The sequence below is a fragment of the Thermostichus sp. OS-CIW-29 genome (assembly GCF_054058195.1).
The window spans coordinates 64244-88449 of sequence record NZ_JBSSAB010000009.1; the positions used below are offsets into that span (position 1 = coordinate 64244).

General features: G+C 59.5%; 20 protein-coding genes and 1 tRNA gene. 9 read left to right on the forward strand and 12 right to left on the reverse strand.

The features are described 5' to 3' along the window. Positions 1 to 18: 18 nt before the first annotated feature. Both ACVWZJ_RS05195 and clpS read right to left on the reverse strand, forming a co-directional pair. Positions 19 to 843, reverse strand: coding sequence for a CPBP family intramembrane glutamic endopeptidase (locus ACVWZJ_RS05195; protein ID WP_011432325.1), 825 nt, complete (start codon positions 841 to 843; stop codon positions 19 to 21). A gap of 15 nt (positions 844 to 858) precedes the next feature. Continuing rightward, positions 859 to 1140 carry an ATP-dependent Clp protease adapter ClpS gene (gene clpS, locus ACVWZJ_RS05200; protein ID WP_011432326.1) on the reverse strand — a complete coding sequence of 94 codons (282 nt, stop codon included), beginning with the start codon at positions 1138 to 1140 and terminating at the stop codon, positions 859 to 861. Between the two features lie 284 nt (positions 1141 to 1424). Here clpS and ACVWZJ_RS05205 point away from each other — a divergent pair, with 284 nt between their 5' ends. Next, positions 1425 to 3152 (forward strand): alkaline phosphatase D family protein, encoded by a 1728-nt coding sequence (locus ACVWZJ_RS05205; protein WP_011432327.1) that lies wholly within the window; start codon positions 1425 to 1427, stop codon positions 3150 to 3152. Positions 3153 to 3392: 240 nt separating this feature from the next. After that, positions 3393 to 3752, forward strand: coding sequence for a hypothetical protein (locus tag ACVWZJ_RS05210; RefSeq protein ID WP_011432328.1), 360 nt, complete (start codon positions 3393 to 3395; stop codon positions 3750 to 3752). 56 nt (positions 3753 to 3808) lie between these two features. Here the strand turns inward: ACVWZJ_RS05210 and ACVWZJ_RS05215 are convergent, their stop codons facing one another. From ACVWZJ_RS05215 to ACVWZJ_RS05225, 3 genes are all read right to left on the reverse strand, one after another. Continuing rightward, complete coding sequence (locus ACVWZJ_RS05215; protein WP_457395048.1) at positions 3809 to 5974, reverse strand: glycosyltransferase; 2166 nt, start codon at positions 5972 to 5974, stop codon at positions 3809 to 3811. Positions 5975 to 6473: 499 nt separating this feature from the next. Further along, entirely contained in the window at positions 6474 to 8411 is a 1938-nt protein-coding gene (locus ACVWZJ_RS05220) for a cellulose biosynthesis cyclic di-GMP-binding regulatory protein BcsB (RefSeq protein WP_457395051.1), read from the reverse strand. 148 nt (positions 8412 to 8559) lie between these two features. Further along, entirely contained in the window at positions 8560 to 8961 is a 402-nt protein-coding gene (locus ACVWZJ_RS05225; protein WP_148202691.1) for a cupin domain-containing protein, read from the reverse strand. Positions 8962 to 9255: 294 nt separating this feature from the next. Between ACVWZJ_RS05225 and ACVWZJ_RS05230 the strand changes: the two genes are divergently transcribed. The 4 genes from ACVWZJ_RS05230 (at position 9256) to ACVWZJ_RS05245 (ending at position 13913) form a co-directional block, all read left to right on the forward strand. Continuing rightward, positions 9256 to 10896, forward strand: coding sequence for a hypothetical protein (locus ACVWZJ_RS05230; RefSeq protein WP_083757631.1), 1641 nt, complete (start codon positions 9256 to 9258; stop codon positions 10894 to 10896). Continuing rightward, entirely contained in the window at positions 10893 to 12023 is a 1131-nt protein-coding gene (locus ACVWZJ_RS05235; RefSeq protein WP_011432333.1) for a hypothetical protein, read from the forward strand. Before ACVWZJ_RS05230 ends, ACVWZJ_RS05235 begins: the two co-directional genes overlap by 4 nt. 139 nt (positions 12024 to 12162) lie before the next feature. Further along, entirely contained in the window at positions 12163 to 12975 is an 813-nt protein-coding gene (locus tag ACVWZJ_RS05240; RefSeq protein WP_457395055.1) for a hypothetical protein, read from the forward strand. Between the two features lie 101 nt (positions 12976 to 13076). Then, entirely contained in the window at positions 13077 to 13913 is an 837-nt protein-coding gene (locus ACVWZJ_RS05245) for a universal stress protein (RefSeq protein ID WP_457395058.1), read from the forward strand. Positions 13914 to 13937: 24 nt separating this feature from the next. On the opposite strand, the gene ACVWZJ_RS05250 is transcribed toward ACVWZJ_RS05245, so the two are convergent. The 4 genes from ACVWZJ_RS05250 to prmA form a co-directional block, all read right to left on the reverse strand. Further along, positions 13938 to 15458 (reverse strand): hypothetical protein, encoded by a 1521-nt coding sequence (locus ACVWZJ_RS05250; protein ID WP_457395061.1) that lies wholly within the window; start codon positions 15456 to 15458, stop codon positions 13938 to 13940. Then, positions 15452 to 16750 (reverse strand): histidine--tRNA ligase, encoded by a 1299-nt coding sequence (hisS, locus tag ACVWZJ_RS05255; RefSeq protein ID WP_457395064.1) that lies wholly within the window; start codon positions 16748 to 16750, stop codon positions 15452 to 15454. Before hisS ends, ACVWZJ_RS05250 begins: the two co-directional genes overlap by 7 nt. A 94-nt stretch (positions 16751 to 16844) precedes the next feature. Next, positions 16845 to 17678 carry a 16S rRNA (uracil(1498)-N(3))-methyltransferase gene (locus ACVWZJ_RS05260; protein WP_457395067.1) on the reverse strand — a complete coding sequence of 278 codons (834 nt, stop codon included), beginning with the start codon at positions 17676 to 17678 and terminating at the stop codon, positions 16845 to 16847. After that, positions 17651 to 18589 carry a 50S ribosomal protein L11 methyltransferase gene (gene prmA, locus ACVWZJ_RS05265; RefSeq protein WP_457395070.1) on the reverse strand — a complete coding sequence of 313 codons (939 nt, stop codon included), beginning with the start codon at positions 18587 to 18589 and terminating at the stop codon, positions 17651 to 17653. The genes ACVWZJ_RS05260 and prmA overlap by 28 nt, the downstream gene beginning before the upstream one ends. A gap of 414 nt (positions 18590 to 19003) precedes the next feature. On the opposite strand from prmA, the gene ACVWZJ_RS05270 reads away from it, so the two are divergent. Further along, on the forward strand, positions 19004 to 19837 hold the full coding sequence (locus tag ACVWZJ_RS05270) for a hypothetical protein (RefSeq protein ID WP_457395073.1): 834 nt from the start codon (positions 19004 to 19006) through the stop codon (positions 19835 to 19837). On the opposite strand, the gene ACVWZJ_RS05275 is transcribed toward ACVWZJ_RS05270, so the two are convergent. Both ACVWZJ_RS05275 and ACVWZJ_RS05280 read right to left on the reverse strand, forming a co-directional pair. Further along, the gene (locus ACVWZJ_RS05275; RefSeq protein WP_457395076.1) at positions 19834 to 20583 is read right to left on the reverse strand and encodes a phycocyanobilin:ferredoxin oxidoreductase; all 750 of its coding nucleotides are present in this window, start codon (positions 20581 to 20583) and stop codon (positions 19834 to 19836) included. The genes ACVWZJ_RS05270 and ACVWZJ_RS05275 overlap by 4 nt on opposite strands. 165 nt (positions 20584 to 20748) lie before the next feature. Further along, positions 20749 to 20835, reverse strand: a tRNA-Ser gene (locus ACVWZJ_RS05280). 151 nt (positions 20836 to 20986) lie between these two features. On the opposite strand from ACVWZJ_RS05280, the gene panB reads away from it, so the two are divergent. Continuing rightward, a complete protein-coding gene (panB, locus tag ACVWZJ_RS05285) occupies positions 20987 to 21772 on the forward strand; it encodes a 3-methyl-2-oxobutanoate hydroxymethyltransferase (RefSeq protein ID WP_011432343.1) in 786 nt (261 codons plus the stop codon). A 137-nt stretch (positions 21773 to 21909) separates the two neighbouring features. Here panB and ACVWZJ_RS05290 read toward each other — a convergent pair whose 3' ends face one another. Further along, the gene (locus ACVWZJ_RS05290; protein ID WP_457395079.1) at positions 21910 to 22338 is read right to left on the reverse strand and encodes a hypothetical protein; all 429 of its coding nucleotides are present in this window, start codon (positions 22336 to 22338) and stop codon (positions 21910 to 21912) included. 87 nt (positions 22339 to 22425) lie between these two features. Between ACVWZJ_RS05290 and ACVWZJ_RS05295 the strand changes: the two genes are divergently transcribed. Then, complete coding sequence (locus ACVWZJ_RS05295; RefSeq protein WP_457395082.1) at positions 22426 to 24099, forward strand: hypothetical protein; 1674 nt, start codon at positions 22426 to 22428, stop codon at positions 24097 to 24099. Positions 24100 to 24206: the final 107 nt, after the last annotated feature.

The following is a 24206-nucleotide window of genomic DNA, read 5'->3' on the forward strand; positions in this document are numbered from 1 at the left end:
CTTTATCGATCAGCTCAATCAACGCTTTTCCAGGTCTGCCGGTAGCCAGCCAGCTTGAGCCAGGCCGTTGAGAAATGCGAAAGTCCCTCCTAGAAAAAGCAAGCCCATCAGCCCGGCCAAGGGGTTGCCGCCGATCCCGGTCAGCCACTCGGGCACCCTGCCGGTGTAGTCTATCCAGGCCAAGTTGTTGACCCAGACCATGCCCCATACCCAACCCGCGTGCAGCCCCAGGCTTAAGCCCAGCTTGTTTTGGTTCCAGACCCTCGCCTGCACCAGCAGCAGCCCCATCAGCCACAGTCCGGGAAATTGCGGCCAGGTGGCGAGAATCTCAGGCAAAGGCTTCAGGAAATGGGCCATAGCAAACAGGAAGCTGGATCCCCACACCGCAGTGCTGCAACCGTAGTCCAGCAGCATCTCCTGCAGCAGCCAGCCGCGAAAAAACAGCTCCTCCGCCAGCGCCACCCCCAAGCCCAAAAGCAACCCCAGCAACCCATAGACCAGCAGGGATCCCCCTCCTACCGCCCTCCAACTCAGCCAACCCAGGGATCCCTCCAGGCCCAAAAGCAAGAAAAGCCCCCCGACCCCGATCCCCAGGCCCCAGAGGATCCCGCCCCGACAGGCCCAACTGCTATCTAGCCCATAGGCAGCAAATCCAGATCCCCACAGCCCCAGCCAGACCAGCAGCAAGGCATACAGGGGCAGCCACAGGTAGGCTCGCGCTTCCGGAAAAAACCACCCCCCCAGCCCGACCCACGGCAGCCAGGCTAGGAGGGGGATCCCCAAAAACAGCAACAGCCGCAGCGGCAAGGGCAAAGCCTTGAGTTTTGCAATCAGCAGGCCCACCCCAACCGCTCCTGCTTAGCGTTCCGGCTCAATGGAGCTGGTGAGGCCGTGCTGACGCAACTGCTCACAGTAAAACTCCGCGTGCTCCCGCGGCACCACGATCACCACAGCAACGCCGTTGTGGTGGGCTTCCAGCATGATCTCAGTGGCTTGCGGCGGCATCATCGCCGGGATCACCTTCACCAGCACCTGCACCACGTACTCCATGGTGTTGACATCGTCGTTGTGCAGCAACACCCGGTACATGGGCATGTGCTTTGGGGTTACAGAAGGCTTGACCAGAGTCTCCGTAGCCACGACGATCCCTCCTTCGGCAGGGTCAACAAGAAGTCTAAGGAACGCAAAACCGCAAAAATGGGGCAAAAGCAGGAAAAACTGTAATGAAATTTTAGCCTTCTCAGCAAGCTCTGTGAAAAGGCCGTGGGGAACCTGGGCGCAGGGGTCAGAGCCGTTAAACCAACCCTAACCCAACCTTCACCTGCCCACAACCTCAGCTTGGGGGCAAAAGTGCTTGACTAAAAAGGCGATTGGCCTTTGTTGCGGATCCCTTTACATTTGCCTGTGTCCCTGAGGTGGGCCCTATGAGTTCCCTGCGTTCCCGTCGCTTTTTCCTGCAGTTGCTGATGTTTGGAGGTGGGGCAGCCGCCCTGGCTGCCTGTGGAGGCACCTCCAGTTCCTCGATTCCCCCCCTGGGAGAGCCTGGATTTCCCCAAGGGGTATTTGCCGGGGATCCCACCTCGGAAGGGGCGGTGCTTTCCACGCGGGTGATCCCGGCCAGCGCGACAGATACGGTTGCGGTGACGTTGCAGGTGGCTGAGAATTCCGAGTTCAACCCCATTTCGCAACAAGTTTCGCTTACTGCTCGCCGTGTGGCGGGCCGCAACTACCGCACTGAGCCAGGCGACTACATTGCCCGCGCCGTCGTCACCGGCTTGAGGCCAGCGCAGCGCTACTTCTACCGGTTTGTCAGCGAGGGGTTTACCAGCCCTGTAGGCCAGTTTCGCACCCTGCCAGCTCCTGGGGATGGACGACCCATTCGCTTCTTACACATCAGTTGTGCCAACGAGCCTCCCTTTCCTATTGGGGCAGCCATGCTGGCAGAAGTCAGCCGCGGCGATATCGATTTCATTTCCTTTAACGGCGATACCGTCTACGCCGATCGCTTCTGGCTGGGGTTAGATCCCATCGGCAATCTGGAGTTCTACCGCAGCCTCTATCGGGATCAGCGGGATCCCAACTATGCCGGGCGGGAGTTCGCGCAACTGTTTGGCCGGACTTCCTTTGTTGTCAACTGGGACGATCACGAGGTGATTGACAACTACAGTGGCCAGAAGGCCCGCGGTGGCCGGGCCACTCAGCTGAACGACACCACCGGGCAAACCCGCGATGTGGAAGATCTCAAGGTGCTGGGCTACCAGGCTTTTTTTGAGTACAACCCCATTACCCCCAACCTGACAGATGTGGCCGGTGTGGATAGCCGGGATCGGCTGTTTCGCAGCTTCCGCTACGGGGCCAATGCCGAAGTCTTTATCCTGGATCTGCGCCAGTACCGGGATTTGGCGGCGGTCACCCCCATTTTGCCCATTTTGCCCCCCGGCCTGACCCGGCAGCGCTTTTTGGAGCTGGCTGGCATTCGTCTTACGCCCGAACAGGAAACCCTTTTCTTCGGCCCACCCGGCTCCGAACAAGCCCTGTTTAACCTGCTGCGCCGCACGCCCCGTACCCTCTTGGGCAATCCGCAGAAGCAGTGGCTGTTCAACGGCCTGCGCAACTCCACCGCCACCTACAAGTTCATCGTCAGCGAGTTTCCCATCACGGTGACCTATTTCCGCTCCAACGATGTTTGGGAAGGCTACTGGCTGGAGCGGCAGGAAGTCATTGACTTTATCGAGAGCAACAACATCCGCAACGTGGTGTTCTTGACCGGCAACAACCATGCCGGCTTCATCGGACAGGTCAACCCCGGCAGCAGCAACCCCATCTGGGAAGTGTGGACTGGCCCCACCGGGCGGAGCGTTACGGCCCTGAGCATTGACGAGCTGGGCAATCAACTGGGGATCCCCAATGCCAGCCGCCTGTATTACCGGATTGTGAACGGCTTTTTGGCACCGGTGAACCCGACCAATCCGCAAGTGAGCGGGATCCCAGGGGTAACGACGGGCAACTTGCGCTTTTTGGAGCTGGCGGTGCCCAACTACAACGTTATTGAAGTGTCCGGCAGCCGCTGCACCATTCAAATCAAAGGCCCTACCGGCAGTGTTTTGACGGATCCCTTAGGGCGAAGGGGGGAACTGAATTTGCCGCAATGAGAAGTCGGCCAGACCGATGCGGGAGCTTCGCCGGATTTCTGGTCAGAATTGAGGGATCCCTGCTCTACTCGGGATCCCTTTTTTTGTAACTCTTTTTCGCGATTTTCAGCATGAGATTCTTAAGATCCTTAACGTGATCTGAATCATTCGGGAGAAACGGATCTGGGTGCTAGAGTGTGGGCGTTGAGGTGGATCCCTGTAGAAAATCTATCTCCGTTTTTCAGTAGGGAGGGCAGTCTTATGGCTTCGGTGCGGGGCTGGTTGGTGGCAAGCTTAATAGGAGCGGCCACAGTTATCGGGGGCGCTGCCGCCTGGGCTCAGAGCCGTAGTTTGTGGCTTCTTAATGGACAATCGACCGTAGTTACAGGCTACTTCTACCGAGGTGAAAACATCTGGGCGCAGTGCGACCAGGATTGCTTCGATGTGGATCTGGTGCTTTACGATGCCAGCGGTCGGGTGGTGGCTGCAGATGAACTGTTGGACGATTTCCCCATCGTGCAGGCGCCCTACGAGGGCAACTTTTCCGTCAAGGTGATCATGGCTAGCTGTCTCCACCCCAGTGGTTGTGCTGTGATCGTAGACTCGGACTACAGCTTCTAGAAGGGTGCTGGCTGTCCTCACTTCGTCACCACTGCTTGGGAAACCGATTCAGTAGCCTAGGCTGCTTTATGAGCAGCTTCCTGGACTTTGGCATGGGTAAACTTGCTCAGCCCGTGGATGGTCTTTTCCCAGTAGAAGGGCTTGGTGAAAAGCTGCCACAGGGCCATGTAAGCTGCCATAGAGTGCAGTTGCCAGTAGATGGGGTTGAGCAGAGCATAGAAAGCCAGATCGTAGTAACCGCGGCGGAAGACCGCGACCAGGTTCAGGTAAATCCCAATGGCGTTGCCCACCAGGAGGTTAAACAAGCCCAGATAAACCAGCCAACTGGGAAATAGGTTTTGCAGCCAATGGGCGCGGGTGAGCAGCCAGTAAATAAACAGCAGCCACATGATGGGGCTGGTGAGAAAGGTAAAGAAGCTGCCCCCGATAAAAAATTGGTAGGATAGCCAGTTTTTGAGGCCCAGCTTGCGCAAGGAGCGCAGGGGGTTGCGGTTGTGGACCAGCCAAGTTTGCATGTAGCCTTTGATCCAGCGGGAGCGCTGCCGGATCCAGTTTTTAACGGCACAGTTGGCCTCTTCATAAGTGGTGGAGTTGATCACCCCCACCGTATAGCCGTGCTGGCTGGCGCGGATGCCCAAGTCGGCGTCTTCAGTGACGTTGAACGGATCCCATCCCTGCAGCTCCCGCAGGCGGTCAGTGCGAAAGTGGTTGCTGGTGCCACCCAAGGGGATCGGCATTCTGAGAGTTTCCAAACCCGGCAGAAGGTAATCAAACCAATAGGAATACTCCAGGGTGAACATGCGGGTGAGGAAGTTCTCGCTGCGGTTGAAGTAGTTGAGGGCAGCCTGGACGCAGACCAAGCTGGGATCCCCTTTTCGGAAGGCAATGACTGCTTTTTTGAGTTGGTCTGGATCCGGAATGTCTTCAGCGTCGTAGATGGTGAGATATTCGCCACGGGCAAAGGCCAGGCCGTAGTTGCAGGCTTTGGGTTTGGTCTTGGGTTTGCTGTCGGGCACCAACAGCAGGCGCACGTAGCGGGGGGGCTTGGCAGCTCGAGCTGCCTCAATGGTGTCTCGGTCGTTTTCCTCCAACAGAATAAGCACATCCAACCGCTCGTGGGGGTAATCCAGCTTAGAGAGAGACTTGATCAAAATCGGCATTACTTCCGGCTCTTTGTAGACCGGCACCAGGATGGTGTAGATAGGCAAGTCGCGATCATCCAAAGCGGCTACTTCCTCATCGGTAATCTGGTGGAAGCGATCGGCGGATCCCACTAGGCTGAGCAGCAGTTTGAACAGGATCGAAGCGACGTAAAAAAGATTGATCAGCAGCACCAAAATGGTCAGAGTCGTCCAGGGAGCAGTGGCCAACCCCAATAGAAATAGCAGCAGCAGGCCGTAGCCCACTGCAATCTGAGAAGGAGTAAACACCCGCGAGGCCGATTCCTCCGGCAGGCGGGCCATCAGCTTGTACACCGCCTCTTGGCTGAAGCGGGATCCCTGGTCTTGGCTGAGCAGTTGCGTGATATCCTGCTCGGTGCCCAGCACCTTTTCAATCCGCAAGCCTGGCCGCCAGCTGTAGAGCAGCTCATCCACCACCCAGTCCAGGGGGTCATTGACCATCACTGTAAGGGTGTGCTCATCCGTCCAGCTCAAGGGGTAGAAGAGGTGGCGCATCATCACCTCGGGATCAAACTGCCGGCTCAGGCTCTCGTCGCGGTGGAGCAGCCCTGTCCCCATTAGTTCTGAGACAGCGGGGTAGCCCAGCAAATGGGCTAGGATGCTGAGATACTCGGGGGTGGAGAGGTAGCTCAGCCGGGTCAGCACCTGCCCCAGGCTGGAGCCGGTGCGGCGGCGGATCTCCAAAGCCTGCTGCCACTGCTCTAAGGTAAGACGGCTGCCCAGCAGCTCGGCGGCCAGCTTGCGCTCAAGGATGACCGTCAGGATCTGCTTTTCAGTGGCTGGGATCTCCCAGAGTTTTTCTGCTTCCGGGCACAGGTGTTTCACAGACTGCCAAATGGCGGGGAAGCCCGGCTCTTCTGTGGCCACCACAACAGTTTGCGGGTCGAGCCAGCCACAGGGCAAAAAGCGCACCGGCACCAAATCAATAGGCTCAATCAGCCAAGGCAGCTCTGGATCTAGGGAGTGCTTGAGCAGCCAGTCTCTCAGCCTAGGCCGGTCCAGAATCTGGCGACACAAGTTGACAAACTTGTCCGGGTGCATGACTCGCAAGCTCCAAAGAGCCCTAGGCAAGGAGCAACTAGCTGCTTCGCGATACTCCTCAGCCTCAGCCAATTGCTGCCGGGTAAGGTAGCCTGTGCGCAAAAGCGAGGATTTGAGGGACTGGAGCATGGAGCGTGGCTGGAAACCCTATTCGCGCAAGTGGGACGGAGTCCTTGCTTGACTCAAGTCTGGTTTAACCGGAAGTCCTGATACATTTACGCTGAACACTGCTGAACATCACTGTTCAGCTATGCAGCGATAGCATTCTGTTTGTTTCCAAACAGAATGGCGGTATCCCGCAAAGCTTTGAGTAGAATACCCAAAGCGCAGTTTCCGTGTCGTCTTACTACCAATTTTCTGCTTTGCTTTGGCTACCATGTTGGCAGACTCGAAAGTAAACAGAAAGATCAACTGGTAGTAATCCGTACTGAACATATTATACATTATTTTCAGTATAGTTGAGCTTATTATTGACTAGAGTCATGCTCTGCCAACCCCCCTAGGAAAGGGTGGGCGACTCAGGGCGGCGGGCCAAGCGTTGGTAGGTATTCCAGGCTCCTACTGCCAGCAAAAGGGCCAGCAGCAGCACTAACCAATAGCGGTATTGCCACAACAAAAGCTGCCAACTGAAGCGACCGCGGTAGCGCACTCGATAGCCCGACGGCGTGAGATCCCAGCTCTGTACTTGGGTGAGATCGGGGGCAGCGGCATAGGCGGTGAGCACGTTTCCCTGTAGCTGGTTGGCCAGGCGGGTGCGCGGATCGGCAAGGCCGCGGCTGAGGCGCTCTGCCAAAGCCGGGTCAGATCCCCACCAGGAAAGCCAAAGGTTCGGCTTACCTTTCAGGAGAAAGTACTGCAAAAGGCCGAGGTTTTCTTGAGGCTGAGCGGCCAAGGCCACCTGCTGGTTGAGGGGATTGATGATTTCAAACTGGGATCCCAACCGGATGGGGCTATTAAGCTCCACCTGATCTGGCCCAGCCACGATCACCTGCCAGGCAAAGTTCCCCGTCTCCAGGTTGGCTTCCTCTTTGGGCAAAACCTCAAGGGTGGGCAGCAGGGGTCGGGCAGCCAGCCGGCTGAGGGCACCGACCAGGTAGGCGGCAGCCGGCAGCAACTGGGGATCCCCTACCCACACTTGGCCGGATCCTCGAAGCACCGCCGGGATCTCCTGCAGCTCGCCAGTGGGGGCTTGGTAGCCGCTCCAGATAAAGCCAGAGCTATCCGAGCGCACTTGCAAAGTCAGCGGGGTCAGGGATCCCTGGCAATTACCGGGGCTGGCGCCATAGTCAAAGCGCAGCTCCAGTTGATTAAAGCGGCGCAGCAAGCGGGTGGGCAGGGTCACAGTTTCGTTGAGCTGGGTGCGGCCTGTCAGGTTGTAGGTGCGCAACAGAACGCCATTCAAGAACACGTAGCCGGTGAGGCGATCCCCCACTCGGCCATCCACCGGGTTCATAATGACGTCTAGTTGCGCCGCCAGATCCCGCGGCCGCCCCCCCAATTGGGACAGGTTGAAGTTGAAGACCAAAGACTGGCTGCCAAACCCCCGCAGCAGCGGATCCACGATCCCCAGCTCTCGCAGGCTGAGGCGGTTGGCCCTGAGCGCTCTCTCCAGATCCGCCACCCTTGTCACCTGGATGCCGCGGCTGACCAGCCCCGCCCGCTTCCATTCTTCATAGAGAGCAAGAATAGCTTCCCGACGGGCGGCCACTCGCAGGCGGGATCCCTCTGGGGTAATTTGATGCTGCAAGTGGGGGGTGAAATTGGCCGGCTCTAAGATCACCTGTGCCCCCTGCTTCGGACGGTTGCTCCACAGGATGGGCGTTTGCGGAAACAGGTGAGAAAGGAGGCTGTACAGCCACAGAGCTGCTTCCGCCGCTTCAGGAGTGAGGTCAGCCGGCACTACCAAAGTAACCTGAGGATACAGCCGGCCCAGAAAACCGGCCACCGTGGCATCAGGAACGAGGGGCGCCAGCTCAAAGAAACTGTCCCGCCCTACCGTCAGCAGCAAATTGCCGGTATTCAAGTCGGCGCAAATATCGTCGCTGATGCTCAGGAAAGGCTGCACCGACAAGGTGATAAAGCGCTCGCCAGCGGCCAAGCTGGGGATGGGCACCCGCACCACCGGCTCCTGCCGCAGATCTTGCACCAGAAAAAGGCCCATTAGCTCCTCGTTGATCAGCACCCGCACCGTGGACGTGGGCTTGAGCACCAACGAGGGATCCAGGCGCAACTGCACAAAGCTGGCCTCGGGGTCAAGGCCGTTGAGGGGGGCAGGGACAGTAACATCCAGGCGCGGGTTGGATCCCTGCAGCAGCACCGAGCGGTCGTAGCCCAGCCTTTGCAGAGAAATGACTTCCGCTGCGTGGACAGCCGTCGGCCCGCAACACCAAAGCAAACCGGCAACCCACAAAGCCCACTGCCTTGCCTTCTGCGTCACCTTGACCCCCTCTTGCTTATCCCTCACTTGTCTAGTGCAGGCAAGCCCCTTGGCCCACCTGACCCAAGTTTGCCCAACATGCAGAAATCTGTAAGCTTTCGGGGGTCTTTACGCACAAACCGTAGATTCGGATGCCCAGGGGATCCCTTTACTGGCGGGCGTAGTCATCCTCAAAGCGCACAATGTCGTCCTCCCCGAGATATTCCCCGTTTTGCACCTCGATCAACACCAAGGGAAGGGTGCCGGGGTTTTCCAGGCGGTGCTTGGTGCAGGGGGGAATGTAGGTGGACTCGTTGGAGCTCAGCAGCATCACCTCTTCTCCACGGGTAACCTTCGCTGTGCCCCTGACCACGATCCAGTGCTCGCTGCGGTGGTAGTGCATCTGCAGGCTGAGCCGATGGCCAGGCTTCACCTCGATGCGCTTGATCTTGTACATCGGGCCTTCATCCAAAACCCAGAAGGATCCCCAGGGACGGGTCTCTGCTTGAGAGGGCACCAGCTCAAGCGCTGGAACTGCTGCTTCATTCACGTCCCGCACAGCCTGCAACATAAGATCATGTCCTCGCAAAGTCACCCTCATTCTCTCTCAGCGTCCGAGACCTCCTCATCGACAATATGGCTGAATTGGCCTACGCCAAAACTCGTAGAAAAAGACTCTCAAGACAGGGAATGCTAGTCTATCCCTGTGTCCAGTGCCTAGACACGTCAGCCCATCCCCACGCCCTACTTGAGACATGTTCTCATTAACACTAAATAGCTCTTGAGGCTCGATTGGCGATTTAACCAGTTACCCTCCAATTAATCTCCAATTAATTCTAAATTCTTGAAGCTACTGAAGTAACCCATGTTTCTCAACAGGCTCAGGGCTTTCTTGCAGCTCTTCGGGTCTACCGGGATCCTGTTTCTGCTGCTGGCTAGCCTTCTGTGGGGTTTGAAGGAGGGCTGGGGCTGGGTGAGCTTGGAGATGCAGTTTCTCGGCTACAAGGGATCCGTGGCGGTTTTGGGGCCGGATCCGCGCCTGCCCATTGTGGGCACCACCTTTCCTCCCTTGCTGGTGCTGGCTACGGCCATTCTGGGACGATCCCCGCTGTTGCTGCAGACCATCTTGGGCTCTTTGCTGCTGGGCTGGGTGTGGCGGCAGTTACGCCGTTTGCCGGTGGAGGTGGGATGGTGCTGGCTGTGGGGTTTGTTGATGGTGGTGCAGCCGACTTTGATCTTGATGCTGCTGCGCAGCCCCGCTTGGACGGCCACCTCGCTTTTGCTGGGGGTAAACATGGCCTTGTTGTTTCCCCTGGCTGACGAGAAACGAGCAGCGGGGAAGTCAGTGGCGGCAGGGGATGAGCTGCCTATTACCCTGAGGCTGCTGCTCGTTGGGCTGGCGCTGGGGCCCCTGATGGTGCTGCGCTGGGAAAGCGGATGGCTGCTGCCCTGGGCGGGGATGCTGCTGCTGGTGGCCTTTCGCCGAGAAGTCTGGGGGTTTCGCTGGGCCTCGCTGTTGGTGGCCGGCTTTGTCAGCCTAGCCTTGATCCTGAGCTGGCTGTATGTGAATTGGCTGTCGGTAGGGGATCCCTGGGCTTTCACCTACCAGGTGGGCAGCGGTCTGCGGCTGCCGCAATTGCGGGAAGACTTGCAGCAGGCGGGTGGCTGGCGGGGGGTGCTGGAGGCTGGGAAATGGCTGGCGGTGCTGGCCCCTGCCTATCTGCTGTTGGGGCTGGGATCCCTGCTGGGCCGAGGCCCGGGTCGCTGGGTATGGGCTCTGGTCTGGGGGATGCCGCTGGTCATCCTGCTGGCTTCTCTAGGGCAGGGGCTGTTTTTGCGGGAGCTGAGCCGCTTTGGCCTTTTCTGGGTGCCGCTGCCTTTGCTGATGGGCGCCTACTTGTGTCGCGGAGCCGGCCCCGGCTGGGCTAAGCGCCTGTTGATCACTGCCCTCTTGGGGTTGAACTGCCTCACTGCCGGTTATGGGGTGAGCCAAGAGCCGGGTTTCTTCATGCCCCTGGTGGCCGAGGAGCGGGATCTCTGGGAGCGGCTGGTGGCAGGGTTAGTGCCCCTTAGTGGCGAGTTGGAAGCTGCCCAAAACCTGTATGAAGTAACCTCTGCTGGGCAAGCCCTAGAAGACTGGCGGAGGCTGCGGCAGGAAAAGCGCCAGGTTGGGCAGTATCTCTATCGCCACCTGTTGCCCGGACAAAAAGTGCTGGTGGACGACGACATCCACTTTGAGGCTATCTTTTGGGCAAGGGATCCCCGCTCTTTCCTTACTCCTCACCAGTACGAGTTTGCCCTGGCCCTTCAGCATCCCCAGGAAAGGGTGGACTACCTCTTGGTAGCGGGGCTGGCGGATCCCTTGCGGAGCGCCGATCGCATCCTGCAATTTTGGCCTGAGCTCAATTTTGAGGGGCTGCCGGGCTTCAGGGAGGTTTATAGCTCCCCCCAAGTGCGGCTGTGGGCTCGCCAACACCAAGAGGAACCGCAGGAGGAGAGGAGATGAAAAGGAGACGATCCTGGCAGCGGCGACAGGTGCTGCAAGCGGGCGGAGCGCTGCTGGCTGCCTATGGGGTTGCCGGCTGTGGCCAGGAGTTTTTGAGTCAGCAGGGGAGTCGCAGCCCGGAAAATGCCGAGACGGGAAGCATGAACTTGTCAGAGCTGCTGGCCCGCTGGCAGGTGGGCATTGGCGAGGATCCCGGTCGCTTCCTCTGGGAAATCGAGTCGGATCCGCAGGTGGCGGCAGTGGCGCAGGGGTGGGATCCCCATTTCCTGAGCGGTTGGCTGAACAGCTTTGATCACCGCCAGGGAGATCTCTCCTTTTGGCGCAACTGGCACCAGGCTGGGCTCTTGCGGCAGTGGTTTGAGCGGGGCTATACCCTGCATGTCATCACCTGGGAAGACGACACCCACCGCCCCTGCGGCGACTATCACATCTCCCCGCAATTTGTGGAGGACGTGGCCGAGCTGGCGGGCTATATTGCCCAAGCCAATCCTCAGGGCCGCCCTACCTATTGGAGCCTGGCCACGGAGTTTTCCTATTGGCGGATCCCAGCAGATACCTACAACGCCGACACTGCTTTCTACTACCAAGCCCTGATGCGCAATGTCCTCAAAGCCCGACAGGCCATCAAAGAGCGGCTGCCAGAGGCCGAAGTGGCCCTGTGCTGGGGGGGCTGGATTGCCACCTTTGACGACCCTTCCCAGGGGGCAGGCCGCAGCATGGTGGAGCCCTTTGCCGAGACTATGAGCCAAATGGACGGGATCGCCTTCCAGTCGATGCGCCAGCGGCGGCCCGGAGAGTTTAATCCAGAGTTGAACGGCCCGGATCCCGGTAACCCGGAGCAGATCCGCCTCTGTTGCCGCCTGTTTTCCCCCATCCACTCCAACCTGATGTTGGCCCACTACGAGCCATCGATTAAGGACAAGCACCCCAGCGGCGGACGGGCCGACACCGTCCATACAGACTTTCAGCTCATGAGCCAGCCGGAGTGGCTGCAGGAAGTGTCTCAACTGGGGCTGCGGCGCTTTTCTCTCATGCACTACGGCCTGTATAAGGGGGATCCCTTCGGAGCGCTGACCGCCGCTCGCCAATTCCGGGCACAGGTGGGCCTACCGGCTGCCACCTCATAGTTAGCAGTCGTTCCAAAGCCGGTTTTGTCCCGGATCTTGGCCCAAATCTTGATCCTAGGGATACAATCCCCCTGAAGCTGCCGGGATCCCTGCCATGGAGAAGCTGAGATTTCTAAGGGCAAGCCTGCTGGCGAGTCTAGTGGTTAGTGCAATGCCGCCGGAGCTGCCGGCCTGGGCAGGATGCGGTTTTCCCCGCGGTGCCGGCAAGACTTTTTTTTCGCTGCAGCCGGAGGTCTATCGGCCTCGCACCCGCTTTGATCAGGGGGGACGCCTGCAGCCGGCCCTTTCGGAGTACGGAGAAACCCGCCTCAACCTTTTCGCCGAGACTGGCCTTAGCGATCAGCTCACTCTCAACCTCAACACCAGCTACGTTTTCATCGAAAATCGCTTTGCCAGCGGGGCTGACACCGTTACCCAGCGCAACCAGGGCCTGCGGGATCTGGAACTGGGCCTGCGCCATACTTGGGGGAACGGGGATCCCTTCTTCTCGGCTCAGCTAACGGCCTTGATCCCGCCCGGATATGCCACCCAAGACATCCCCCTGCCCTTGGGGTACGGTGTTTTCGGCTACGATCTCAAAGTTGGGGCGGCGGCCAATACCCAGTTGGGATCCCTGCCCGCCTTTTTCGACTCCTGCCTCACGTTCCGGGACTACCTGGGCTATCCCGGGGATCGGGTCAAGGCCAACCTGACCTTCGGGGCAGACCTGACTCCTGAGCTGCAGGCCATCCTGGCTTTGGATGGGGATTTTGCGTTGGGCAACGGCGCGCCTTTGTTGTTCGGGGATTTGGCGGTTCAGGATCCCGACTACGACAACCTCAAGCTTTCTGGCCAGCTCAACTGGCGGTTGGAGGGAGGGTTAACGCTGGGCTTGGGGGGGTTTCAGTTCCTGGCCGGTCGCAACACCAATGCCGGCGGCGGCTTTACCGGCTATGTGTGGCTAAGTTACTGAAACCCAACAAAATGTTGCAGGATATCCCCTACGGTAACAGGGATCCGCAGGGGCAGATCTAGGATGAGTCTTGGCAAACTAAGGCCCGGAGAACGGATCCCATGCCTCGATTTGAGAACCTCATTGCCGCCATCGATGGCAGCGGCCCCACTGAGCAAATGGTGCATACTCTCCTGTCCTTGCCGGCCTTTGCCCAGTGCCACGTGACGCTGCTGCATGCGGTGCCTTCCCAGACTTCTGCCGAGGAGATGCGGGCTGCCTGGCAAAAGGGGCAGGAGCTATTGGCCCAGACGCTGCAGACTTTCCCCCCCCGCCCAGGGCTAAAGATCAGCACCCAACTGGTGGAAGGGGATCCCAAAGTGGTGGTGCTGCAGGTGGCCGAGTCCCTGCCCAATCCGCTGATTGTGATGGGATCCCGGGGGCGCAACCGCATCATGGCCATTTTGCAGAACTCGGTGAGCCAATATGTGTTCCAGCTCGCCTCCTGCCCAATGCTGCTGGTCAAAGACGACGCCTACGTCAAATACCCCAGCCATGTCATGGTGGCCCTCAACAACTCCCCCGCTGCCCAGGCCGCCTTTGCCACGGCCCTTGACTTGATCTCCGGCATTCAAGGGGCCCAGATCTTCCTGGCCTCTGTGCAGTTGGATGCCGACAACCCAGGTAGAGATGAGGCCTTAGATCGGGCAATCGACATCCTCAAAAACCGGCAAATCGGCCACCAGGTGTTGACGGCTGTCGGGGATCCGGCTACGGAGATTGTCCGCCTGGCTGAAGAAAGCAAGGCCGATCTGCTGGTGATGGGATCCCCTGACCGCCGACCTACCATTGCCCGCAGCATTCCCGATTTGGATCGGCTGTTGGGGCGTTCCATCTCTGACTATGTGCGGGTTCACATCGGCTGCCCCGTGCTGATGGTGCGCTCCGTCCAAGACTAAACAGGACTCAAGAGCGAGGGATCCCTAAGGCAAGATAGAGCGGTGCTCTGTAACTCGGTCGCTCTGCTGCTGACGATCCGGGCTGACGGCCCAAGCTTCAAAGATCAGCTCAGGGACTCCGGGAGGGATGGTCATGCGGGTTAAAGCTTGCCACTGCCCCTGCTCGTCACGGGAGAAGTCCAGCAACCAACGGGGGCCATCCACCAAAGAGCGAGTGCGGCCATGCTTGACCCAAAACTTGATCCAATAAGGTGGCTGGGAGGCGGCGCCGGCGGCGGAGGCAGGGGCCAAGGCCGGCAAACGCAGCACCACATCGAAATTGTCGCCCGCTCGCAATTGCTCAGGCACCAGCAGTTGTGGCGCCGGGCACACTTCTGGCGGCGGGGGCGAGTTTTTGGTGTCCTTGCTGGTGGCAGGCAGGGCGAATGCAGGCGGAGGTGGGGTGGCCGGGCTCCCTGCTGGGGCTGGCAGGGCGGCATCCTCGCCCATTGGCTCAGCTTGGGGGGGTGAGGGAAGAGGGGAAATCGGCGCCGCAGGCTGGGGGTTAGGTTCGGGTGCGGCCTTAGCAGAGGGCTCTGCCGGCTGAGTCGAGCCGGGATCCCCTCCAGCAGGAGCACTGTGCTGCCAGATGCGCAGCAGCTTTTGCAAGGTTCGTTCGGGAGAGAGCAGGGTTGCGGTCGAGGCAGGACTGGCAGCATCGGCCAGCCTCTCTTCCTCTTGCTGCTGCGGGAGGGGGATCCCTGCGCCAAGAAGTCCTGCCTCTTGGCTGCGACAGCGAATGGAAAAGGGGATGGTCAGGGTCTGAGGCGACGGCTCTGGATCCCACCAGGAGGAGGGAGTAAGGGCCAGTTCTCCCCGTAAAGGACGGGCCCACACTTGGCTGGGCAGGGTGATGGGGATGCTGAACACCGCCGTCCGCGCCCCCGCCGGGAGTTGAATTTGCCGTTGTCCCTGGAAAAGCGGCCTCTCCTCCCCTTCTGGCCAAACCTGTACCCGCAGCTCGCCGCTGCAGCCGATCCGCCCCGTCAACACCAGCACCTCCTCCGGGGATCCCTCCAATTCACTGTGCATTAGGGAAAACAGCTCTGGCGGGATGGCGACCTCTTTTTTCTGGGGGGGCTCAAACCCGGCCTCTTCAGCCACCGGGGCAGGGATCCCTCGTTCCGGCTCCAGAGGGGCAGGCACAACCTGAAAACGGAGACAATTGTCCAACTCGGTTTCACCGAACAGTTCTGCGATCAAGTCGGCATCTCGGCAGTGCAATTCCCAAAACCCAGGGGTGAGGCGGCTGGCAGGCAAAATAATGCCGATCCCTTCATCGTTGGTGCGCACAGAACGGGTTTGGACCTGTGGAGGAGTCGTGCCGGTGTTGGGGCCCTGATTCTGTGGCCCTAGAGGACGCTGCCGGACTTCCACCGTGATGGTGAAGTGGGGCTGGGGCGAACGGGCAACAATGGTGTAGGTATCTTCTTCCAGAACTGCTCCCTCGGCTGGTACTGGCTGCCAGTCTTCCTGGCCGTCCCGCCGAACCCAAAAATTCAACATGGCTCCATCACCTTAGGTGCTCCGCACTGCTGACGCGAATGGGATGCCAGATACTGAATCAGATCGGCTTGCAAAAGGGTTTGCTGTTGCCCTGTAGGCAGGTGCTTAAGCTGTACCTCTCCGGCTGCAGCTTCCGCATCCCCTAGCACAACAGCCCAAGTTGCGCCGCTGCGGCTGGCCCGTTTGAACTGCTTGCCAAAGGCGCTGCCGCTCAGATCCAGCTCGGTGCAGAAACCGGCTCGGCGCAGCGCTTGAGCGATCCGGAGGGATTGGGCCTCAGCCTTCGCCCCACGGGAGATCACGTAAACCTCGACCGGTGCTGGCGGAGCCTCCCCTTGTTTCTTTTGCAACAGCAGCACCAGCCGCTCCATGCCGACGGCCCAGCCCACCGCTGGGGTAGAAGGTCCGCCCAGCTCTTCCACCAAGCCGTCGTAGCGACCACCCCCACAGACGGTACTCTGGGATCCCAAGTCAGGTGAGACGATCTCAAAGGCGGTGTCGGTGTAGTAGTCCAGGCCCCGCACCAAGTAGGGATCCAACTGGTAGGGAATATCCAACATCTGCAGGTGAGCTTGCACCTGCTCGAAGAAAGCCCGCGATTCTGGGCCGAGGTAATCCGGCAGCTTGGGGGCCCCCTCGGCAATCTCGCGGGTGCGGGGATCCTTGCTGTCTAGAATGCGCAGCGGGTTGCGGGTGAGACGCTCTTGGGAGTCGGGATCCAGCTTCTCCCGCAAGGGAGTGAGGTAGTCCACCAGGGCCTGGCGATAGGCCCGCCGATCCTGCAGATCCCCCAGGGAATTGAGCCGCAAGCTCAGGTTCTCCGCCCCCACCGCTTGCAACAGCTCCCAGGCCAAGGCGATGACTTCCGCATCGGCGCGGGGATCCCGGCTGCCCAGCAGCTCTACCCCCAACTGGTGGAACTGGCGTTGCCGCCCCGCCTGGGGACGCTCATAGCGAAACATCGGCCCACAATACCAGAGGCGTTGCACATCTCCAGCCGTTTGCAGCCCGTGCTGGATGTAGGCCCGCACCACACCTGCTGTGTTCTCTGGGCGCAGGCTCACCTCTTGCTCGCCACGGGTGCTGAAGGAGTACATCTCCTTGCCCACCACGTCGGTGGCACTGCCAATGCTGCGGGCAAAGAGCTCCGTCAACTCCAGGATGGGGGTGCGAATTTCTTGGTAGTTGGCCCGTCCCAGGATCTCTCGGGCGCTGGCTTCCACCTGCTGCCAGAGCCGCACCTCCTGCGGCAGAATATCTCGGGTGCCCCGCACCGCCTGGATCATCTCCATTCTCGTTCTCCCTCCCTGGGGTGGGCCTGGCCGCCTGCTATGCCAATGGCTGTTCTCGTCAAAGGACTCCGTCCCGCTGACGCAAACGGCCTAGTTATTGATTATCGGCGACAACACTCCCCGTCGCTAGCGGAGCCAAATGACCCCGATCCAAGCTCGAGTCCAACCAGGAGTAGGTAGCGGCAATTTGGCTGGTGGCAACAACAGCGGCGGTGGTGGCTCGCAAGATGGTAGGGCCAAGGGAGACGCACACCCCCCCATATTCCTCAGCCTGCCGACGTTCGGCAACCGTCCAGCCCCCTTCTGGGCCAATGGCTATGGCCAAGGCCGGGATCTGCAGCTTTGGCAGGGCCTGCACCAGCAGGGGGGCGTTCTCGCGCGCCACGGCTATACCCCACCAGAAGGACTCCGTCCGAGTAGCGCGAACGGCTTGCAGCTCCGCCAGCCAACTTGTCCAAGGGGTGGGGGGATCGACCTGAGGCCAGCGCAACCGCTCACATTGTTCTGCGGCCTCCCGCACAATTTTTTGCCAGCGTTCCTGCCGCCCAGATCCCGGTTCCAACACGGTGCGCTCTGTCAGCAGGGGGGTAATTCGCGCCACCCCCAGCTCGGTAACCTGGCGGAGCACCTCGTCAAACCCCTGCCCTTTGACCACCGCCAAGCCCAGATGCAAAAAAACGGGCAATTCCCGCGGCAGCGTCTCCACCTCGCCCACAATTTGGGATCCCTGAGCTTGCCAACGGGCCGCCCACAGCTTGCCTGAGCCGTCCAAAACCAAAAAGAGATCCCCTGGCCTGAGGCGGCGCACCCGCTGCAAGTAGTGCTGTTGCGGGCCGGTTAAACGGAGAACACCACTCGGATCCCGCTGCGCCGGGTCAATCGCCAACCGGGGCAAAGCGCTCAGGTCATGCGTGCGTTCAGACAACACCACTCCCCCCGTCGCCAGAGGGCTGCCACCACCCATTCGTTGGCCTCCAGCATCTCCGCCACCAACTTGGCCTGCTCGATGAGGATGCCGCTGAGGATCAGCCATCCCCCCTCCTTCACCACCAGCCGAAACTCCGGGATCATATCCAGGATCACATCTGCCAGGATGTTGCACACCAGCCCATCCACCATTTCGGGAATCTGCTCCAGGCTGCCCTGAGCGACCACAATGCGATCCGTCAGGCCGTTGAGATCGCGGTTGTGCATCGTGGCTTGCACCGCCAGGGGGTCGATGTCCACCGCAAACACCCGCTTCACCCCCAACAGGGCCGCCGCCAACGACAAAATGCCGGATCCACAGCCCACATCGGCCACAGTCACTCCCTCGGCACCCCCGCCGCCCTCCAGGCGCATCTCCAGCGACTCCAGACAGAGCTGAGTGGTGGGGTGAGTGCCCGTGCCGAAGGCCATACCGGGATCCAGCCGCAACAGGTGCCGACCGGGGTGAGGGGGCGGCTCCAGCCAGGCCGGACAAATGAGCAACTTATCCCCGACCCATTGGGGCTGCCAGTGCTGCTTCCAACTGCTGCTCCAATCTTCCGCCTCTATGCGTTCCCAGCGCAGCTTCGGAACCCGCTGACCGGCAATGAGGGCATCTTGCTGCAGGCGCAGGGAGAGGGCTGCCAAATCCAGGAGGCTGACGTGAGGCCAAGGCAAATAGGCGTGAATGCAAATCTGATCTTCGCCATAGGCTTGGCTGGTCATGCCCCGACAGCCAAAACTCTCCAGCCGCCAAAAGATCAGGTCTTCTTGGGCAGGGGAAGTGATGAGACTGAGATCCCACCAAGCACCAGCGGGATCCGGCGCTTGTGCGGGCGAAAACGGAGTGGGATCGGCAACAGTCCTGCTCACAGGGATCCCTTCACAAACCTAGGGAAAAACCAAAGTGATGGCCAACAAGATAGCGCTTCATGTCACCCAGCCGGCCAGCACTCAATGCGGCACTTTATATCAAAAATTGCAGCGCTCTGCTCAATTCATAGTTTAGGCTTATTCTGGCTATTCTGGGATTGAAAGGCTCACAGCGTCGGTTCAGCAGCGAAGAAGGGAAGGATCCCCCCAATTGGGGGATGACCCTCAGCGGCTCTTTGGATGACCAGCTCAGCCCTGTGAGATAGATTAAGTCCAAAAGCATTGAACAAGAATTGGATGCAGCGTTGACATTCGTTCCGAGCCTCAGTGATTTTGCGGATAGATGGGGTTTGGCTAGGGCGTACTGAGCAACGATGTAAGGATGAAGAAAGAGCAATGCAGGTGGCGAGGTCGATGTCAATTGAGCAGTCAGGCCAGCAGCCGAAGGTAGCTCCTTGGGGGATTACCAGAGGGGAAAGGGCTGCCCATGAGGATCCCCAGCCGCTCAAAGTCAGCACTCCCAAAGACTCCGTGCCGCTGACGCGATCCGCTCTGATGCGGCGTTTTAACCAGAGCTTTCCGCCTTTTTACAGCCAGTTTGTCAGCAGCGAGGTGCAGGCCCAAAATCTGCGCTTGGCTTACACCCTCTACCAGACCCGCAAGGCGGTGGTACAGATGCAGGACGAAGGTCGCAAGACGGTGGTTTGTCTGGCCTACCGTAATCGACCTTCCCTGCTCAGCGATCTGTTTGGGGTGTTCACCGCTTTTAATCTCTCGGTGCATGGCATTCATCTCTATGGGCAGATCTACTCACCGCACCTGGTGTTTATCCGCACCATTGTCTCCCGCGATGGCCACAGCCTTTCTTCCCAAACCAAGCTCAGTCTAGAACGGGCTATTCACGAATGCCTGGCGGGTGTGTTTCGCGTTCATGAAACCTTGGCGCTGGAGTTTGATCTCAAGGCCGGACTAAAAGACGTGCAGGTTTCTTTTTATTTTGACCCGGTGTTTCATTTGCCCACACTTCTGGTGGATGTGGACAACCAGCCGGGCGCGTTTTACCGGGTGATGACGGCCCTCGCGCAGGAGGATTTGACCGTTGTTAACCTCAACTTGATGCTCCGCCGCAAGCAGACGCGCTTTATTTTCTACTTGCTGGGGCCGGATTCAACTCCAACCATGCCGGAGTTCTTAGGGCAAAAATTGGCCTTGAGCATCCAGCAGCGGCTGCAAGGGGATCCCGCCTAGATCTGCACGGGACTGGGAGGCAAATCGAAAAGGACGGTGTTCATGTAGCGCTCTGCCCAGGCGGGGCCAAAAGCTTTTTCCAAAACGCGGCGGGTGCGGTCGTTCTGCTGTTGCTGGCTGCAATAGCGCTGCTGCCCCTGGTAGTGGGCCAAAATCTGGCCGGGATCCGTCTGTGGGGGGATCTGCTGCGCCAGCCGGCAGTGAATTTCCAGGAAACGGCAGGCAAAGTGTAAAAAGCGGTCGGCCTCTGCTTCGTCGGCAGGACGGACGAACAGGCAGTAGGGAGAAAAAATCGTGCCCCACTCCGGCAACCGGCGCCGGTGTTGGAAAGGGACGAGATGGGATCCCAACGCTTCCAGCTCCTGGATATAGAGATCGGGCAAGCTGGGGGTCACCGGCGAGAGATCGACAATGGCGGCGCTCACCTGTCCGCGACCGACCACAATGTCGCAACCGAACAGCGGCAGCGGGTACTGCGGCTGCGGAAACATAACGCAATGGAGAATATCCAGGCTCTGCCCGGCCTGGGCCAGCTCCAGGTGCAGTTTGCGAAAGGGATCCCCTTGGTAGCAGCGGTTTTCAATTTGCAATTTCTCACCCTCTAGGCGGCCTTCCACGTAGCCCAGATCTTCAGGCAGAGGATAGGGGGCTAGGGTGAGGGTAGATCCCCAAACGTTCAGGATTGCCTCAGATAAGCCCTGAATGAGCGGATGCAGTTGGGCAGAGAGAGCAGGAGCGGTGAACATAAGACTCTAGAAGAAAGGCCAAGAACCCCATCCAACCTTGACCTTGGCTCCATGCCAAAGTGTTATGGGGGAACCGCACCGCTGATGCGAAGGGCTTGGGTGGGATCCCCAAAAATCCCAGAGGCCCTAGCTGGGCAAGGCGTTCTAAAACTGTATGCCTGAAGACGGAAGGGGTGGGATTCGAACCCACGGTGACCTTGCAGTCACAACGCTTTTCGAGAGCGTCACAATCAACCACTCTGTCACCCTTCCAGTCAGCTGTGGGGCTTTACCATCTTAACGGCAAACCGAGTCTCCTGCTTCTTCCCAGCCTCAAAGCCAAGCTTGCTTCCCCCACGGGGTGCGGTTGATGGGAAAGTGCTCCGCACCGCTGGCGGGAACGCCCAGATGAGATCATAGGGATATGGCTGCTCTATCCATTCACCACTTTCGCCAGGCCAAACAGGCGGGTCAACCTTTGGTGGCCCTCACGGCTGCCGACTACGCCACCGCTCAGATTTTGGATCAGGCTGGGATCGACTTGATCCTGGTGGGCGACAGCTTGGCCATGACCCACTTGGGGTATACCAGCACCCTGCCCCTGACGCTGGAACAGATGCTCCATCACGCCCAGGCGGTGCGCCGCGGGGTAGAACGGGCCTTTTTGGTGGCCGACTTGCCCTTCTTGACTTATCAAGTCCACAAAGAACAAGCTCTCCTCTCAGCAGGGCGGTTGATGAAGGAGGCAGGAGTCAACGGGGTCAAGCTGGAGGGGGGCTACCCCGACATGGTGGAAACGGTGGCCTTTCTGGTGCAGCGGGGGATCCCGGTTTTGGGTCATATCGGCCTCACTCCGCAGGCCAAACATCAACTGGGAGGCTATCGCCAGCAGGGAAAAACCACTCCGGAGGCGGAGCGTCTGCGACAAGAGGCCCTCAGCCTGGAACAAGCAGGGGCATTTGCCCTGGTTCTGGAGCACATGCCGGCGGAATTGGCTGCCCAAATCTCGGCCCAAGTGGGGATCCCAACCCTGGGCATTGGAGCCGGGCCGGCCTGCGATGGGCAGATTTTGGTCACCCACGACCTGCTGGGGCTGAGCGAGCGGCTCCCCCCTTTTGCCAAGGCCTATACCAATTTGAGACAGGCGATCCGAGAAGCAGTGGAAGCTTTCGCCGACGATGTTCGCCAAAAAGTATTTCCCCCCCGCTGAAGGGATCCCTTACCCATTCAAAGCTTGGGCAGAGGTGCTATGCCTACGGCACCTCATACTGCTACCTACTACTACGCAATGCTTGTGGGAACGGGAACCGCACCGCTTTCTCAAGGCTGGGCAAGGATAGGGCGACCTCAGGGATCCCTCACCAGCACCATCCCGGTCACCACAGCGCTTTGGCCCAACCGGTCGAAGACCCGCAAGCTGAGCAGGTAGGAGCCGGGCACCAAGCTTAGGGGAGGGCGAATGCGGAAGCGGGTTGTACAGAACACCTCTCCAGACACACAATTCACCTGGGCTGCCGATAGCGTCTGAACCTCAATCCCCGACCACGACACCTGAAACGCCAGCTCCGCCGGGATCCGGCCCGGCACCGATACCGAAACCCCCAGCTCCAAAAAGCCGTTCCGATGTACCACAGAAGGGATATCGCTGCTGGTGATCAAAGGCGGCGGCGGAGTACTGGCCGTCAGCGCATCGGCACCACAACCGACCAAGGCCACGCCCAGCAGGCCCAGCGCCCATCCCCAGGATTTGGATCCCAGCTTCATCACAGGGTTCATCTGAAAACTCACCTTCTCAGTATAGAGGGCGGGGGCAACAGAGTTAGTGTTGGTTCTGGGAAAAGCTAAAAATTTACACTACAGATAGTGGCGAGCTGGATTTTCATCCAAACCATCTGCTACAGTAAGGCCCATAACCTGTCGAGCAGCCTGGATATGGAAGGGGAAGAGGAGCTAAAAGCCTTGCGGGCGCGGGTGCGCAACCTAGAGCGATCCCTCGCCGAATCGGAAGCGCTGTCATTGCAGCAGATTGAGTGCATCCATCGCCTGGAACATCAACTGCTGGAAGCACAGGCCCAGATTCAAGAGCGGGATCAAGCTTTGCAAGCGTGTCAAGAGGAGAAAGCGCGGCTGGCCCAGCGCCCTACCCCAGAGGCTTTTCAGCTTCAGCAACAGCACATCGAAGAACTGCAGAATCTCCTGTGGGAAATGGAGCGCCGTCCAACGCTGGAGCACTACCACATTCTGCAGCAGCAGTTGCAAACCAGTCAGACGGAAATTGAAACCCTCAAGGCGGAATTGCAGCGGCGCGTCGATCCGGCCCGATTTTACCAACTGCAGCAGGAGCTCCTGGAGCTGAAACAGCAGGCCAACCAATTGGGAGAATACGCCGTCAAGTTGCCGCAGGTACAGCTTTTGCAAGCCCAATTGCAGCTCCGTGTACAGCAGCTAGAGGAGGAAAAAGCACAATTGCAAGCGCAAATCCAAGAGTTGGCCGCTCGACCTTCTGCACAAGAACTGGAAACCCTACGGGCGGAGCTAGAGGCTGCCCACCGCCAAGCGGAAGCCGAATGGCAGCGTTTGAAGACCCATCTGGAAACCGAAAAGGCACACATGGAAGCTGATCTGAACACCGCCCGGCAACGTATTCGCGAACTGGAAGAGCGTCCTACCCCAGAGCAATGGGCACGCTTGCAGGCGGAGCTGGATCATCTGCGCCAACAGGCCTCTTTTGCCAAGGCCGAGCGGGCCACCTTGCTGGAAGAGCTGCAGCAGAGTCAGCGGCAGCAGGCCGAGCAAGCCCAACAGATTGCCAAGCTGGAAGCGGAAGCAGCCCAGGCCGCCCACCTCAGGGAAACAGAGTCCTCACAGGCGCAGCGAATCCTTGCCCTGGAGGAGCAGGTGCAGGCTTTGACCCGCGAGCTTGGTGCTTTGCGAGCCGAGCGGGATCAGCTCATGCAAGAGTTGGCCCAGCGTCCCACCCTTGCCCAGTGGCAGGAAGTTCAGCAGCAGGTGCAGGACACCCGAGAAAGCCTGGAAGCAGCCCGGCGGGGGCGAGAACTGGCCGAGGCCCATCATCTGGTCAGCCAAAAGCAAATCGAGAAGTTGCAGCAGCAGCTGATGGCTTTGAAAACCGAGTGTGTGCAGGCCCACGCCTACGCGCAAACCCAAGAAAAGGAAGTGGCCCTGCTGCAGCAGCGCAATCAAGAACTGGAAGAGCAACTGGCCACACTGCGTCAGTCGGCCTCCGCTTCCCCTCAGCCAGCGGTTGTCGAGCCCAGGTCGAATCATCGGGCCCAGGAACGGATTCCTGCCGCGGCTGACGAGTCTGCTCCTTCCCCGGCCACCACCTGGAGAACACCCACCCCAGGGATCCCGCCGCTCACCCTGGACGAGCGGGAAGAAAGTGCCCCGCTCGGCTGGCGCCAACGGACAGAAAGGCTCCTGAAACGCTCCGCTTTGGCCGCTTCACGGGCAGGAGGGGAAACGGGCAGTCGCAACCGGATTGAGTTGCCGACTTTTGTGCAGCGGCGGCCCTAGTAAACTACCCGACTCCGACCGCTAAGCGGTACGGAGCGGGCTTTCAGTAGCCCTGAGCCTGTTCTGCTCTACCAGAGAACAAAACAAGCCCGGACCTCTAGGCTGGT

What these genes read in the sequence shown, in the direction of transcription:
- ACVWZJ_RS05205 (WP_011432327.1), top strand. Translation starts at nt 1,425, where the DNA reads ATGAGTTCCCTGCGTTCCCGTCGCTTTTTCCTGCAGTTGCTGATGTTT.
- ACVWZJ_RS05210 (WP_011432328.1), top strand. Translation starts at nt 3,393, where the DNA reads ATGGCTTCGGTGCGGGGCTGGTTGGTGGCAAGCTTAATAGGAGCGGCC.
- ACVWZJ_RS05215 (WP_457395048.1), bottom strand. Translation starts at nt 5,974, where the DNA reads ATGCACCCGGACAAGTTTGTCAACTTGTGTCGCCAGATTCTGGACCGG.
- ACVWZJ_RS05225 (WP_148202691.1), bottom strand. Translation starts at nt 8,961, where the DNA reads ATGTTGCAGGCTGTGCGGGACGTGAATGAAGCAGCAGTTCCAGCGCTT.
- ACVWZJ_RS05230 (WP_083757631.1), top strand. Translation starts at nt 9,256, where the DNA reads ATGTTTCTCAACAGGCTCAGGGCTTTCTTGCAGCTCTTCGGGTCTACC.
- ACVWZJ_RS05235 (WP_011432333.1), top strand. Translation starts at nt 10,893, where the DNA reads ATGAAAAGGAGACGATCCTGGCAGCGGCGACAGGTGCTGCAAGCGGGC.
- ACVWZJ_RS05245 (WP_457395058.1), top strand. Translation starts at nt 13,077, where the DNA reads ATGCCTCGATTTGAGAACCTCATTGCCGCCATCGATGGCAGCGGCCCC.
- ACVWZJ_RS05250 (WP_457395061.1), bottom strand. Translation starts at nt 15,458, where the DNA reads ATGTTGAATTTTTGGGTTCGGCGGGACGGCCAGGAAGACTGGCAGCCA.
- hisS (WP_457395064.1), bottom strand. Translation starts at nt 16,750, where the DNA reads ATGGAGATGATCCAGGCGGTGCGGGGCACCCGAGATATTCTGCCGCAG.
- ACVWZJ_RS05270 (WP_457395073.1), top strand. Translation starts at nt 19,004, where the DNA reads ATGTCAATTGAGCAGTCAGGCCAGCAGCCGAAGGTAGCTCCTTGGGGG.
- ACVWZJ_RS05275 (WP_457395076.1), bottom strand. Translation starts at nt 20,583, where the DNA reads ATGTTCACCGCTCCTGCTCTCTCTGCCCAACTGCATCCGCTCATTCAG.
- panB (WP_011432343.1), top strand. Translation starts at nt 20,987, where the DNA reads ATGGCTGCTCTATCCATTCACCACTTTCGCCAGGCCAAACAGGCGGGT.
- ACVWZJ_RS05290 (WP_457395079.1), bottom strand. Translation starts at nt 22,338, where the DNA reads ATGAACCCTGTGATGAAGCTGGGATCCAAATCCTGGGGATGGGCGCTG.